At 43.3% G+C, this 14,146-nt stretch carries 11 protein-coding genes, 1 rRNA gene and 1 riboswitch; of the genes, 3 read left to right on the plus strand and 9 right to left on the minus strand.

Going from position 1 to position 14,146, the window contains the following annotated elements; genetic code table 11:
• Positions 1-107 precede the first annotated feature (107 nt).
• Entirely contained in the window at positions 108-1,163 is a 1,056-nt protein-coding gene (locus tag ACJMM4_RS08950) for an IS30 family transposase (RefSeq protein WP_405384113.1), read from the plus strand.
• A 323-nt stretch (positions 1,164-1,486) separates the two neighbouring features.
• Complete coding sequence (locus tag ACJMM4_RS08955) at positions 1,487-2,014, plus strand: GNAT family N-acetyltransferase (protein WP_405384116.1); 528 nt, start codon at positions 1,487-1,489, stop codon at positions 2,012-2,014.
• Positions 2,015-2,123: 109 nt separating this feature from the next.
• On the opposite strand, the gene meaB is transcribed toward ACJMM4_RS08955, so the two are convergent.
• The 7 genes from meaB to ACJMM4_RS08990 form a co-directional block, all read right to left on the minus strand.
• Entirely contained in the window at positions 2,124-3,293 is a 1,170-nt protein-coding gene (gene meaB, locus ACJMM4_RS08960) for a methylmalonyl Co-A mutase-associated GTPase MeaB (RefSeq protein ID WP_405384118.1), read from the minus strand.
• 10 nt (positions 3,294-3,303) lie between these two features.
• Complete coding sequence (scpA, locus tag ACJMM4_RS08965) at positions 3,304-5,499, minus strand: methylmalonyl-CoA mutase (RefSeq protein ID WP_405384120.1); 2,196 nt, start codon at positions 5,497-5,499, stop codon at positions 3,304-3,306.
• Positions 5,499-7,709, minus strand: a complete 2,211-nt coding sequence (locus ACJMM4_RS08970; RefSeq protein ID WP_405384122.1) for a methylmalonyl-CoA mutase family protein — start codon at positions 7,707-7,709, stop codon at positions 5,499-5,501. The genes scpA and ACJMM4_RS08970 overlap by 1 nt, the downstream gene beginning before the upstream one ends.
• A 104-nt stretch (positions 7,710-7,813) precedes the next feature.
• Complete coding sequence (locus tag ACJMM4_RS08975; protein ID WP_405384124.1) at positions 7,814-8,260, minus strand: hypothetical protein; 447 nt, start codon at positions 8,258-8,260, stop codon at positions 7,814-7,816.
• A gap of 412 nt (positions 8,261-8,672) precedes the next feature.
• A riboswitch (cobalamin riboswitch) is annotated at positions 8,673-8,843 on the minus strand.
• A 192-nt stretch (positions 8,844-9,035) separates the two neighbouring features.
• Positions 9,036-10,307, minus strand: a complete 1,272-nt coding sequence (locus ACJMM4_RS08980; RefSeq protein ID WP_405384126.1) for an SLC13 family permease — start codon at positions 10,305-10,307, stop codon at positions 9,036-9,038.
• Between the two features lie 10 nt (positions 10,308-10,317).
• Complete coding sequence (locus ACJMM4_RS08985) at positions 10,318-10,545, minus strand: hypothetical protein (protein ID WP_405384128.1); 228 nt, start codon at positions 10,543-10,545, stop codon at positions 10,318-10,320.
• Positions 10,546-10,862: 317 nt separating this feature from the next.
• The gene (locus tag ACJMM4_RS08990) at positions 10,863-11,042 is read right to left on the minus strand and encodes a hypothetical protein (protein WP_405384130.1); all 180 of its coding nucleotides are present in this window, start codon (positions 11,040-11,042) and stop codon (positions 10,863-10,865) included.
• Between the two features lie 256 nt (positions 11,043-11,298).
• Between ACJMM4_RS08990 and ACJMM4_RS08995 the strand changes: the two genes are divergently transcribed.
• Positions 11,299-12,231 carry a LysR family transcriptional regulator gene (locus tag ACJMM4_RS08995; RefSeq protein WP_405384132.1) on the plus strand — a complete coding sequence of 311 codons (933 nt, stop codon included), beginning with the start codon at positions 11,299-11,301 and terminating at the stop codon, positions 12,229-12,231.
• Between the two features lie 107 nt (positions 12,232-12,338).
• On the opposite strand, the gene ACJMM4_RS09000 is transcribed toward ACJMM4_RS08995, so the two are convergent.
• On the minus strand, positions 12,339-13,883 hold the full coding sequence (locus tag ACJMM4_RS09000) for an alanine/glycine:cation symporter family protein (RefSeq protein WP_405384134.1): 1,545 nt from the start codon (positions 13,881-13,883) through the stop codon (positions 12,339-12,341).
• Positions 13,884-14,045: 162 nt separating this feature from the next.
• A 5S ribosomal RNA gene (gene rrf, locus ACJMM4_RS09005) occupies positions 14,046-14,146 on the minus strand; the annotation flags it as partial.

Raw genomic sequence — 14,146 nt, forward strand, 5'->3', positions numbered from 1 at the left:
GGTTAGTTGTAAAATAAAGTTGCACAACTAAATAAAAAAGATCCATGGTGGTATCTTTCTGTTAAAATAAAGTTGCTACACAAAATCAGCAGAAAGGACTGACCACCATGGATCAATCTCAAGATACCACATTTCATCAAAAAGGTAAACACTTTTCTAAAGAAAATCGCTATATGCTTCAAGGTTTTCTAAAATCCTGTGCACAAAATGGCACTAATCCATCCCTGCGTTCCCTAGCCAAAGAATTTAACTGTTCCCCCAACACTATTAGAAATGAGCTTGCAAGAGGCAGTCATCCAAATACCGGAAGATATTCTGCAGCAAGAGCTCAAAGAGATTACAACAGCAAACACGCTAATAGCTGCGTGAAGCCATACAAAGCTCTGCAGGTATCTACGTATCTCCTTTGGGTTACGAACCAATTCAGAAACGAGAAATGGTCTTTAGATGCCTGTGCAGGCAGAGCCAAAGCACAGCGTCTCTTTGAGAAAAGTGCTATGGTATGCAGTAAAACCCTGTACAACTATGTAGATTTCCAATTGCTTCCCGGCATCCGTAACATTGATTTACCTGCTAAACTTCGCCGCAGGAAGCATAAGGATAATGTCCGCAAGCATCTTAGAATTCTAGGAGAATCCATTGATAACAGGGATGATAATGTACTGTTACGCAGGGAGTTTGGTCATTGGGAGGTAGATACTGTTATTGGCAGCAAGCGTAAAGGAGATAAGGTGTTACTTACTCTTTGCGAAAGGTTAACTCGTAAGTATATAGCTATACAAATACCTGCTAAGACATCTGATGCAGTTATGCACGGAATGGAAATAGTCAGAAAATATTTCGGAAGCCGTTTTTCTCAAGTATTCAAGACCATAACTGCTGATAATGGTAGTGAATTTGCACTATTGGCAGAGCTTGAGAATCAGTCTGAAACCAAGGTATATTTCGCTCATCCATACTCATCATGGGAAAGAGGCAGCAACGAGAGAGCTAACGGTTTGTTGCGTCGATTAATTTCCAAGGGAAAACGCATTGATGGGTACCAAGAAGACGATATCTTCTTTGCTACGGAGTGGGCAAACAACCTGCCTAGAAAGTGCTTGGGGTACAAGTCACCCAATGAGTATTTTGATGAATATCTAGACCGCATCTATGCAGCCTAGAGGATTGAAAAAAGTGTGTAACTTGCTATTGCAATTTAGAACAGAAAACAGATTATTGGTCTTTCTGGTAAAAATTAAGTTGTCAAGGTGCATTTAATAGCAAGCTATTAGGATTATTTCAACCCATTAATGTTTGTATGCTTTAATTGGACACCTCGAGCAGTCCCAAGTTTGGTACGCGGAACACACCATTATCTTTTTTTGTTTACATTTCTCCCCTTTGCAGGAAAATCCTGCTCTCCATAGAATATGCAATCAATAAGAAACTTTTTTACCTTAAAACAGTAACTTACCTTACAACTTTCAGCCCCTTGGAGGAAATAATGACACAACAAATTCAACCCCTCTCCCCCAGCGACTTCCACGAAGTCCAGTCCTTCTATTGGACGTTAATTGAACAAATGCAGAACGCAGAGTTCCATCCCGGTTGGGAAAAAGGCGTTTATCCTGCAGATGCTTTTTTTACGGCATCCTTAACTGCAGGCCAATTATATGCCTTAAAAGCAAATGGCAAAATTATCGCTGCCATGGTGCTGAACCACCAATGCAATGACGGCTACGCAGGTACAGCATGGAACATAGCAGCAACGGCAGAAGAAGTTACAATCATCCACGCTTTAGGCGTTCTCCCCGAAGTCCACGGTCAAGGCATCGCGCAGCAAATGGTACAGGCAGCTATCCAAATTGCCAGAGCAAAGCAACAAAAAGCCATCCGCCTAGACGTGCTTGGCGGAAACACTCCTGCTTTAAAATTGTACGAAAAGCTTGGCTTCCAATATCACCGCACTGTGCAGATGTTTTACGAAGATACAGGTTGGACCAACTTTTTACTCTACGAATTAGTTTTATAGCACTTCCCTCACCCAGCTAAAAATTGCCTAAGACACAAAAAATGGTCGCTAGCGTTGACTTTCATCAACCTAACGACCATTCTTTAATTTAAGCTATAATACTGACAGACTATTTACCCAAATGCCTTATGGAAGCCCTATCCATATCAAAAGCACGAATAAGCTCCGTAACTGCCTGACTGGGAGAAACAACGCCATTAACGACCGCTTCCATAACAGCAGGCATACGCCCTTTAATCATAGGATCTTCGAAGAACAAATTGTGTAAATGCTCATCAATCATGCTATGCACCCAGGAAAGGACTTGTGATTTACGGCGTTTGTCAAAAACGCCGCTAGCCTTGGTAACTTTTTCGAATTTCTTCATCACAGCCCAAAGCTCCAAAAGTCCGTCCTTAGTCAAAGCAGAACATTTATAAGCGTGCGTCTTCCAGCCTTCCGTTGCCGGACGGATGAATTCTACCATACGTTCATATTCACCCTGGGTAACGATTGCTCTATTCAAGTTATCGCCATCAGCTTTGTTGACAACGATAGCATCAGCCAACTCCATAATACCTTTCTTAATGCCTTGCAGTTCATCGCCTGCACCGGTCAAAACCACCAGCATAAAGAAGTCGACCATGGAGCGGACAGTAGTTTCGGACTGGCCTACACCAACAGTTTCTACTAAAATTACGTCACAGCCTGCTGCTTCGCACAGCATCATGGTCTCACGGCTCTTGCGCGCAACACCGCCAAGAGTACCCTTAGACGGGGAAGGACGTATGAAGCAGTTTGGCTCTCGCGAAAGCATCTGCATACGGGTCTTATCACCCAATATGGAGCCGCCGGTAATGGAGCTGGTAGGGTCTACCGCTAGTACAGCAACCTTATAGCCCTGACGACACAACAGCTGGCCAAAAGATTCAATAAAGGTACTTTTACCGGCACCCGGCACACCGGTAATACCGATGCGCAGGGCTTTGCCGGTACGGGGAAGCAAAGCTTGCAGTACCCTTTGCGCCTTATCAAAATCCTTAGGCGCATTGCTTTCAATAAGCGTAATCGCTTTGGACAGAATCATGCGGTCGCCTTCACTGACACCCTTCACTAACTCCTCTGCAGTATAGCGGCGGCGCAACGGCACCTTAGTAACAGCAGTTTTAGGAATATACTTTTCCTCAGAAACACTGTTAACGGCGCTGTCGATGCCACCCATAACAGAGCACGCGAAATTAGGATCTTTTTCCAGAGGGACCCAACTCGGGCGCGGGTCTTTCTCACCAGTTTCAGGCATTTATATCACCTCAGTCTTCTTGTGCCTCCGCTTTCGCACGGTCTACGAGAACTTGCAACAATTGAATGCAGCATTTAGGAATATTGGTACCGGGGCCGAAGATAGCGGTTGCGCCATGTTCGTACATGTAATCATAATCCTGTGCAGGGATTACGCCGCCGATGCATACCAAAATATCTTCACGACCACGTTTTTTCAGCTCTTCTACCAGAGCGGGCAGCAGAGTTTTGTGACCTGCAGCCAAGGAAGAGAAACCAACCATGTGAACGTCGTTATCTACAGCGTCTTGAGCAGTTTCTTCCGGAGTTTGGAACAGAGGACCTACGTCAACGTCCCAGCCCATATCTGCGAAGGAGGTTGCCAGTACTTTCTGTCCTCTATCGTGACCATCTTGGCCCATCTTAGCCAGGAAGATACGTGGACGACGACCTTCAAGTCTTTCAAACTCGTTAGCCAGGTTGTTTGCTACCTGCAGTTCGTCACTGCCGGTGAATTCGCTGGAGTATACGCCGGATACAGTATGGATAACTGCATTGAAACGACCGGAAACTTTTTCTACAGCGTCAGAGATTTCGCCCAAGGATGCACGGTCGCGTGCTGCTTGAACTGCCATCTCCAGCAAGTTGCCGTTGTCACGGGATTCAGCTGCTCTGGTAATTGCTGCCAAATCGCTGAGAACTTTATCGTTATCACGTTCGGAGCGCAGTTTTTCCAGACGTTTGATTTGAGCGTTACGTACAGCGGTATTATCGATGGACAATACATTCAGCGGGTCTTCCTTAGCCAGACGGTATTTGTTCAGGCCAACGATGGTTTCCTTACCGCTATCGATGTTAGCTTGACGACGAGCAGCGCATTCTTCAATACGCATCTTGGGCAGGCCGGTTGCAATAGCTTTTGCCATGCCGCCCAAAGCTTCAACTTCTTGAATATGAGCCCATGCACGACGAATGATTTCGTTGGTAAGGTATTCCAGATAGTAGGAACCGCCCCACGGATCGATAATCTTGCAGACTTTAGTTTCGTCTTGGATGTACAGCTGGGTGTTACGAGCCAAGCGTGCAGAGAAGTCAGTAGGCAGTGCGATTGCTTCGTCCAGTGCGTTAGTATGCAGGGATTGGGTGTGGCCCAAAGCTGCAGACATAGCTTCCATAGCAGTACGAGCAATGTTATTGAACGGATCCTGTTCGGTCAGAGACCAGCCGGAAGTTTGGGAGTGAGTTCTGAGCGCCATGGATTTAGGATTCTTAGCACCGAAGGATTTCAGAATCTTAGCCCACAGTACACGTGCTGCACGCATCTTAGCAACTTCCATAAAGTAGTTCTTGCCCATATCCCAGAAGAAGGACAGACGTTTTGCAAACGCGTCTACAGGCAGGCCTGCAGCTTCACCGGTACGGATATATTCCATGCCGTCTGCCAAGGTGTATGCCAATTCCAGATCGCAGGTTGCGCCGCATTCTTGGATATGATAGCCGGAAATAGAAATACTATTGAATTTAGGCATATATTTGGTGGTATATTCAAAAATATCACCAATGATACGCATGGACATTGCAGGCGGATAAATATAGGTATTACGAACCATGAACTCTTTCAAAATATCATTTTGAATAGTACCTGCCATAATGGATTTATCTACGCCCTGTTCTTCACCGGAAACGATGAAGAATGCCAGAATCGGCAGTACCGCACCGTTCATGGTCATGGATACGGACATTTGATCCAGAGGGATACCGCTGAACAGGATGTTCATATCCAGCATGGAGCAAACGGATACGCCTGCTTTACCAACGTCGCCTACAACACGGGGGTTATCCGCATCGTAACCACGGTGGGTGGGCAAGTCGAACGCAATGGACAGACCTTTTTGGCCTGCTGCCAAGTTACGGCGGTAGAAGGCGTTGGATTCTTCAGCAGTGGAGAAACCAGCGTATTGACGTACGGTCCAAGGACGGAACACGTACATGGTGGAGTAAGGTCCACGCAGGAACGGAGGAATACCGCTCATAAAATCCAAGTGATTGCATTTGTCATAAATGTCCTTGGTGTAGAGGGGTTCCTTGGGAATACGTTCCAAGGTGGTGTCATAGAGAGCGTCATAATTTTCGCCCATCTTAGCTTCCAGATTTTTCTTCCACTCTTCATAAGCGCAGGAAGGATGATCCGGAATATTGACTTTAGTGAAATCAGGATTAATGCTCATTATTCAATCATCCCCTTCTTCTTTTGCAGCATTTTCAGGGTCTGGAAGCAATTTGCCTTAACACTGATAAAATCATCAACGCCTGCTTCTTTGTAAATGGCTTCAAGATCCTTGGGAGCAGCGCCTGCCAAGAACAGGGTTGCACCTTCAGGCAGAGCCTTTTTCAGCAAGGGAGCAAGTGCAGGAACGATTTCCGGATAAGTTTTATCGGTGGAGCAAATTACAGCAACATCATAGGGGAATTCTGCGCAAGCCTTAGCGCATTTTTCAATAGCAGTGCCATTTTCGTCATCTTGGAAACCATCGTTCAGATGAACATTGAATTCGCCTACTTGCAGGAAGCTAGTGGAGAAGTCCGCTCTAGCCTTATGTTGAGGAATGGGGCCCATGTTAGCCAGGAATACCTCTACATTCTTACCGGTTTCCTTCATATATTTTTCGGTATCAAAGCGCAGTGCTTCGTAACGTTCGGTCCAATGATGCTTGCCAATAATGGTAACGATGGTTTCTTCACCTTTAGGCATAGCTTCTTTAACTTGACCAATGGTAGCACCGTTAGCAAAAGCTTCAATTGCACCTTCAACAGAAGTAGCTTGTGCCAGTTTTTCTGCCAAGAATTTTTCGTCCAAGTCAGCAACATAGGCAGCAACAGCAGCTTCACGTTGTTTCTTCAGTTTCGGAGTATCCTCTTCACGGCGTTCCAAAGGTTCTTCAGTCATGTTAGGATACATGTTTACGCCAACAGCACGGTCGGAACGTTTTTCCAAAGCGGCGAAACGTTTTTCCAGTACTTCGCTGATAGCAGCTTGAGGATAGCCTTCGCCGATAGCTTTAACGACACCGCCTTTAGCTTCAATTTTTTGGAATTCAGCCCAAATTTTTTCAACCATCTGCTTGGTCAGGCTTTCAACAGCCCAAGAACCGCCGGCAGCGTCAACAGGGCACAGCATACCAAATTCTTCTTGCAGCATTACATGCAGGTTGCGGGCAATACGACGGGAGAATACGTCGCCTTTGCGAATTAATTCGTCAAAGGGCGGATTCTCGTAGGTAGCCACGCCGCCAACAACTGCTGCAAAGGTTTGGGTAGTATTGCGCAGCATATTTACATAAGGATCGATAACGGTCTTAGTAAAGCTGCAGCTGCGACCATGTACGTTAATGGAACGGTCAGTAACATCAACACCGAAGGCTTCCATAATTGCTGCCCAAACTACGCGCAGAGCACGGAATTTAGCAATTTCAATAAAGAAGTTGGCACCGGAGTTGAAGCAGAAAGTCATAGCCTTGTTTACATCAGCAGGAGAAATACCGCGTTTTTCCATTTGGCGGATATATTCAACGGCAGCAGCAAAGCTGTAAGCAACTTCTTGTGCAGCTTCAGCACCGCCATCCGTATAAACGTCACCGCGGACGAAGATAGTACGCAGCTTCGGAATATTTTCCTTAGCATATTTAATGCATTCTGCCATATTGTCATAAGCAGTAGCCAAATCGCATTTACCGCTGCGCAGCAATTCGCCTATAGGATCGGCACCAATAGTACCTTTCAGAATAGACGGTTTCTTGCCTTCTGCCTTCAGGGTAGCAACGGTCAGTGCCAACATGCTCAATGCAGACGCGCCTGTATACATCATTACAGGATATTTTTCAAAATCCAGGCCGTTCAACAGTACGTTCATATCTTCAGCAGTAGTAATATTTACGCCTGTATCGCCAAGTTTTTCTGCATCCTTCGCATCAATACCATTACGGGTAGCGCTATCTAAACCAATGTGATAAACAGTGGTACCTTTAGATACTTCATCCTTCAGTAACTCGTTGTTATCAGCAGGAAGGGTTTCATCACAATATTGGGCAATGCCCCAAGGTTCATGTACATAACCATTAACAGTTGCACCTCTGAGATAATCGCAAGTGCCCGGATAATCATCGGTAGGCAGGATATCATCTACATCGCAACGTCTGTAGATAGGTTGGAAGGTAATGCCTTCGTAGTTTTTGGTGTACATGATCTTATCAAAGGGCGCACCTTTGAGCAGAGCATTGCAGGCTTCAACCCACTCTTCCCATGTGGGGACAGTGAACTCATCAAAGGAAACTTCGGGGAATTCAGTAACCTTTTCTGATTTTCTCAGCATGGCTTCCAGCTCTTTGTCTGTCAGCTCTCTTTCTTCGCCAACAGCAGCTTGCTTTTGTTCATCAGCCATAAGAATTTCCTCCTTTTCATTATCTTGGAAAAGATTTCTCTATACTAAAGAAACGCTATGCTTTTGGGCCTCACCTCCTTAAATATGCTTACAAGCTTATGTTTTTACTCTGCGGGAGAAAAGCTCTCCAAACGCAGGTATTCCACATTTAAAAACCTGGGTTCATGGCCCTGGGTGATGGAATCATTAACAATTAAGTTACCGCAGGCTGCAGCAGGTTCTGCACCGCGCAGCTGCATAAACTTCATGTAGTACTCTATTTGGTAAACATCTTCACCGGAAGAATAACACACAGCATAAGGCGGATGTTCGTCCAATTCATTTTCAGTAGCTACATAGGGATTAATAACTTTAAAAAAGATACCTAAAATATCTGTTACATCCAGTTTTTTAGGATTATAGGTGACTTCGGTACAAGAAATAGGTTCAGTAATAACATCCTTGCGTTTAGCACGCGCCATGCCCAAAGCAATCTTTTCTATGCCTTTGACAGAAGCAAAAGCCTCGCACACTTCCGCATGTGCATCGCTTACAAGATAAAGTTTCTTCATTATATATACCCCCTACTCTACAGGCTATCTAAACATAAGAAAAAGCCACCACTCGCGTGATGGCTGAATTTTTCGTATAGCGGCGCACCCCTACGCCGCCATACTTGGAGGAGAAACGATATGCCCTTACACTCGATAAAAGAAGGGTTTAAGAATAGCATTTGATAATAGCAGTATGTCCGGTACTGCTAACAAGTTATATTGAGCATCGATGGCCTACCCGCATGCCTACAGCCAAGCCATCATATGACCATAAGCGCAATAGAAACAAAAACCGCTTTTCAAATAGACACCAATGCATACACTACGCATGCACTGCTGCCTTTGAAAAACGGTGAAATATCGAAAATCGTCCTGCGCATAGAAACGCAAAATCTCTTTCCAACATCTCTCCCAGTCTCTCGCAGGTCAAACGACGATGTATCTTACAGGCAGTTCTTCTGGCTTGGTGTCTTCGCAAAAATCCGTCTTCCCAGTTTCCCAGTGACATTTTGGTTTTCGCTCTACCTTACAGCGGCGGGACCGCGTCGGACTTTAACCGACTTCTCTATTAAGCTCACGCACCTGTAATATCAATATCAACTTGTTGTACTAATTATATCAATTACTAATAGCATTGTCAACACTATTTTTATATTTCTCTATTAGTATTTTGTATACTTTGTTTGTAACGCAAAAAAATGGATGCAGTCATGTCCCTTAACTGCATCCATTACTAAAAGGAGGAAGAATATACTATTTATTGTAAGATTTGGATAATGCTCTTAATTTATTGTTATACCGGGAAGAAAGGCCATACCACAGGAATAACAACAACGGAAACTACTAAGCATACAGCTACAAGACCGCCGCCGCATTTTACGTAGTCCATGAATTTATATTTACCGGGGCCAAGAACCAAGGTATTAGGAGGAGTACCTACAGGAGATGCGAAAGCACAGCTGGAAGCAATCAGTACAGCCATCAATACAGCTTTCGGAGAAGCACCGATTTGGCTGGACAATGCAATGCCTACAGGGCACAGCAAAGCTTTAGATGCAGTATTGCTCATGAATTGAGTCAGGATAACTGCAAGCAGGAACAAAGTCATAGTAACCATATACGGGGAAGGAGAACCACCCAGCAGATTTACAGTAGCTTCAGCAATCAGTTTGCCTGCGCCGGAAGTATTCATAGCGGACGCAACCGGGATCATACCTGCGAACAGGAAGATGGTAACCCAGTCAATAGAGTTATAAGCTTGTTTTTCAGTAATGCAGCCGGTCAGTACGCACAGAACTGCACCAACAACTGCAGCCAATTCCAAAGGAACGATGCTGGTTGCCATAGAACCGATAACGCCAACCATAATAACACCGCAAATAGCTTGTTTGCGAGGAGTGCAGTTAGTTGCATCAATTTCTTGTTCAACATCTACAGCTTCCAACATATCTTCTTCAGGCAGGAAATGCTTACCGATAAACATCATATAAATGATACCTGCGATAGTAATAGGAATACCGATATAAGCATATTCGAAGAAACCAAATTGCAGTTCTTCCATGCCAGCTGCTTTCAAAGCAACGTTAGCCAGAATGTTAGGCGGAGTACCGATCAAAGTAATGGTGCCGCCCAAACCTGCTGCAAATGCCAAGGGCATCAGTTCTTTAGAAGCAGAGATACGAGCGTTAGCGCAGATACCCATTACTACAGGAATCAAGCATGCGGTAGAACCGGTGTTGGAAAGGAAAGCACTCATTGCAGCTGCGATAACCATAATGCCGAACATCAGACTGTTTTCACTTTTACCAAACAATCTAACAACCGCACCACCAATTCTTTGTGCTAAACCGGTGTAAAACATGGACGCGCCTACTACAAACATACCACCAAAAAGTACTACAGTAGAATCGGCGAGACCTAAGAAAATTTGATTTTGGGGTACCAAACCCAAAGCACTACAAGCGACTGCTGCCAATACAGCGGTCATTGCCAGCGGAATCATTTCTGTGATAAACAGTAATGCAACAACTGCCAGCAGGATTAAACATTTAATTGCAGGTTCCATACATAGCCTCCTATTTATTCTTTCTTGTAATGTTCACATATTGGTAGGTATTTAAAAACAGCCTACCATCTTCACCGCAGTGAGGAAAAACTTTAAAAAGCTTTTTGCGGTTTTCTACCAAGCGGTAGTAATACTTCTGATCAACTTGTTTCAGATACTCTCTAATTTTGAAGTCTTCTTTTGCATCATCTACGTTACACATGTCGCTCATTCCGTCTACAGCAAATTCTACACTCATTTACATCACCACCTATTAATATTATTTGAGAGTCCCTGACTACGGATGATATTATATAACATATTCCTAAATAATAAAAATACACAAATGGAATAAAGTAAATGTATTTTGGTTATAACTCTGTTTCATTTTTAACATAAATTAACCGGTACCCATTTGCCACCGCCAGCAGGGAGGATGGTTGAACTAGGATACCGGTATCAAACTCTTCCATTTATACACTTATTAGAATAGTACTGATAAATAGTGCCCTTCATAAATCTTATCTCTGAAACTGGCACAAACCTTCATAACTGACTCAACCCAATTCATAAAGATCAACCTCTTTTTAAGGCTTGCATTTCGCCTTTAGTAAGCTTAAAGCCTTGTACACGTTCCAAATAGTTACGGTCCCATTTACCGTTCATCGGATAAACCTTTGCAGCTTCGCAACGACGTTCAATTAAATGATTCAACATACTAGCTTGTTCTACACCAAATTGTTTCAATTCGCCCATGATGTTTGCTCCTTTTGTAACACTCAAGAAAAGTCATTGTCTACCTTTAGACGCCTCTTATTATACAACAGTATTCTTAATAATAAAAATACCTAATAGGAATGATTTTTATAACCAAAAGCTATTCCATTGTAACCTTTGAAACATAAAAATCCTGCTCTCTATTCTTGTAATAATAAAGTAATTATGTTAAACTAATATCTAATTCTAATTGTGAAATTAGATATTTAGATATATATAGAAGGAGGCTTTTGTTTTGGAGCTAGATAATTACCGTAATTTTTTAGCAATCGTAGAAATGGGCAGCTTTACCAGTGCTGCAAACTACGTACATATTGCCCAACCGGCTCTCAGCAAACAGTTGCGTGCCATGGAAGCATATTTTGGAGCCAAGCTCATAATTACTACTCGCGGAAGCCGCCAGCTATTGCTTACGGATGCAGGACATATTTTATACCAAAAGGCGAAGTATATATGTTCCTTAGAGGATTTAGCAAAAAGAGAAATTGATAGTATCATGGGCGGTGTTATGGGGACATTGCGTTTCAGTATCTCCAGTTCCCGTTCTGCCCTTTTCATCAAATCATCCTTAAAAGCATTTAACCAATTGTATCCTAATATTACCTATGAATTGTATGAGGCAGGTATTGCAGAACAGACACAACAGCTTCTAAACGGTATAACGGAAATAGGTATCTTCAGTACACCGGTAGACTATCAAGATAATTTCGAAGTGCTTTTCCGCAGAGACGAAGAACTGGTAGCCGTATATCATAAAGATAGCGTATGGCTGGATCCTTCTACGGAAAGCGTCACACTTAAAGATTTGGAGGATATTCCTTTAAGCATCTCTTCCGGTTGTAATGAGATGTTTCGCAAAGCCTGTGCAGACCAAAATATGATTCCCCACATTATTTGCGTAAGTTCTACTCGTGAAACAGCTTTAGAATGGAGCTTGGAAAATGCAGCAGTAAGCATCGTTCCTGCTGAGCCTGCTGAAAAGTTGGGAGATGAATTCGTCATAAGAAAAATAAGTGACATCTCAGCTGATGTATATAAAACGGTAGTAAAAGTAAAAGATCGTCCTTTATCTGTAGCTGCACAGCAATTTCTCAAGTTTTATGCCAAAACAAGAAATTCCCAACAGGTATGCGATTTAGAAGAGCTGCTAAAGAACGAATCCCTGTAAAAAATAAAAAACAGCCATCCTCCCCTACCTTGAGAAGGATAGCTGTTTAGATGATTTCCATATAAATAGAGCGTCTAGACATTATGCCTAGGCGCTCTTGCTGTATCTTATTGAAGTTTTTTTGCTCTTTCATCCCAGAAAGTGCAGTCCGTACGACCAATTACCGCAGAAGTAAAAGGAGTACCGTCATTTTTCTTGTAATGCTTGGTAGCCAAGAAAACGTATTTAGCACCAACATAAACAATGGGAACGTTGAAATAAACGATTAAGATATTACCCAAATCAGAGAAAGCCCACAGGTTGCCCAACTCCAAACCTGCAATATTGCAGAGGATGCCGAAAGTAGCAACTAAAAGGCTGATGATGCGCACGCAATCAATAAAGCCTTTGCTTTTGCTAATACGGTTAGCAGCAATTTCAGAGAAACTGATCATGCCTAAAAGACAAGTATAAGCAAACAAGCCAAAGCATAAAGTTACTAAGAAAGCAACGATAGCGTTGATACTGGAGCCCGGAGTGAGCACGGCAATAGACTCAGTAAATTTCGGCAGCTTATCCATAGCAGCCCACGCTTTAGCGTTAGGACCGGTCCAGCAATGCGCCATAACAACCACAAAACCGGAAAGAGTACAAATAACAATAGTATCAAGGAATACGCCTATAGAAGCCAAAACACCTTGGTCACAAGGATGTTTAGCATCGGAAGCAGCAGCGGACATAGTAATAGTACCTTGGCCTGCTTCGTTGGACATCAAGCCTCTCTTTACGCCTTGGGCAAGCACAGTACCGAAGACGCCGCCAAAGAAAGCATCCGGAGTAAATGCACCGGTAAACACTGCTTTAAAGAAGAACGGAATAGTATTTAAGTTCAGTACAATCAATACCAAAACAGTTACAACATAAAGCACAGCCATTACAGGTACCAGTTTATCAGTCCATTTGGTAACTTTACGGATACCGCCAAAAGTGATTACCGCAGTCAAAGCGATAGTCAACGCGCCTACAGCATAGAAGAAAGCAGAATCACTAGCAATGCTGGCACCGGTAATAATTTCTGCCATACGGCCAACGGAAGAAACTACGTTGAAGCCTTGGGCAGGCAAGCAGCACAGTGCGTACAAAATGTAGAGCAAGGAGAGGCAAACGCCAATCCACACCTTGTTACCCAAAAGCTTTCTACCATAGAAAGGCAGACCGCCAACAAACTCATCATCCTTTTGCTCTTTAAAGATTTGTGCCAAAACACCTTCCATATAGGCAACAGCCATACCGAAAAAAGCGGAAATCCACATCCAGAACAATGCACCGGGACCACCAACAGAAATAGCACCTGTTACACCCAGGATGTTACCGGGACCTACGCGCATAGCAGAACTTAAAAGAAAGGCCGCTAAAGGAGAAATACCGGTAGAAGCAGCATGCTTTTCAAACATAACCTCTAAGCCATGTTTAAAATGCGTAAATTGCATAAAACCCAAACGCAGAGTAAAGAAAATACCGGAACCTAAAAGTACGATAATAGCCAGGGAGAAATTACCTAAAACAGGAATAGAAGCGTACCATTCAAAGTTTGTAGGAAAATCCCAAAAGAAGTCCGACAACGGACCAATAAAAGAAAAGACACTGTTAATTGATTCAAAAATGTGATGCATACCCAATCCCCTTCATAAATATTCATTAAACAATGTATATATACTATCATATACATTATCTAAATTCAAGAATTATTTTACATTATAAAATGAAAAATTAAGGAATATGGTATACTATTTACATAAAGAAAAACACCAACGCGAATGCGTTGGTGTTTTTCTAACCGGCAGCTATCTATCCTCCCAGGCCGCTTCCAGCCAAGTACTTTCGACGTATAAGGGCTTAACTACTGTGTTCGGGATGGGAACAGGTGGATCCCCTT

The organism is Phascolarctobacterium sp. (genome assembly GCF_045124115.1).
Taxonomy (GTDB): Bacteria; Bacillota; Negativicutes; order Acidaminococcales; family Acidaminococcaceae; genus Phascolarctobacterium_A.

Bases quoted from the DNA above. Each gene is read 5' to 3' on its own strand.
- ACJMM4_RS08950 (WP_405384113.1), top strand. From the start codon at position 108: ATGGATCAATCTCAAGATACCACATTTCATCAAAAAGGTAAACACTTT.
- ACJMM4_RS08955 (WP_405384116.1), top strand. From the start codon at position 1,487: ATGACACAACAAATTCAACCCCTCTCCCCCAGCGACTTCCACGAAGTC.
- meaB (WP_405384118.1), bottom strand. From the start codon at position 3,293: ATGCCTGAAACTGGTGAGAAAGACCCGCGCCCGAGTTGGGTCCCTCTG.
- scpA (WP_405384120.1), bottom strand. From the start codon at position 5,499: ATGAGCATTAATCCTGATTTCACTAAAGTCAATATTCCGGATCATCCT.
- ACJMM4_RS08970 (WP_405384122.1), bottom strand. From the start codon at position 7,709: ATGGCTGATGAACAAAAGCAAGCTGCTGTTGGCGAAGAAAGAGAGCTG.
- ACJMM4_RS08975 (WP_405384124.1), bottom strand. From the start codon at position 8,260: ATGAAGAAACTTTATCTTGTAAGCGATGCACATGCGGAAGTGTGCGAG.
- ACJMM4_RS08980 (WP_405384126.1), bottom strand. From the start codon at position 10,307: ATGGAACCTGCAATTAAATGTTTAATCCTGCTGGCAGTTGTTGCATTA.
- ACJMM4_RS08985 (WP_405384128.1), bottom strand. From the start codon at position 10,545: ATGAGTGTAGAATTTGCTGTAGACGGAATGAGCGACATGTGTAACGTA.
- ACJMM4_RS08990 (WP_405384130.1), bottom strand. From the start codon at position 11,042: ATGGGCGAATTGAAACAATTTGGTGTAGAACAAGCTAGTATGTTGAAT.
- ACJMM4_RS09000 (WP_405384134.1), bottom strand. From the start codon at position 13,883: ATGCATCACATTTTTGAATCAATTAACAGTGTCTTTTCTTTTATTGGT.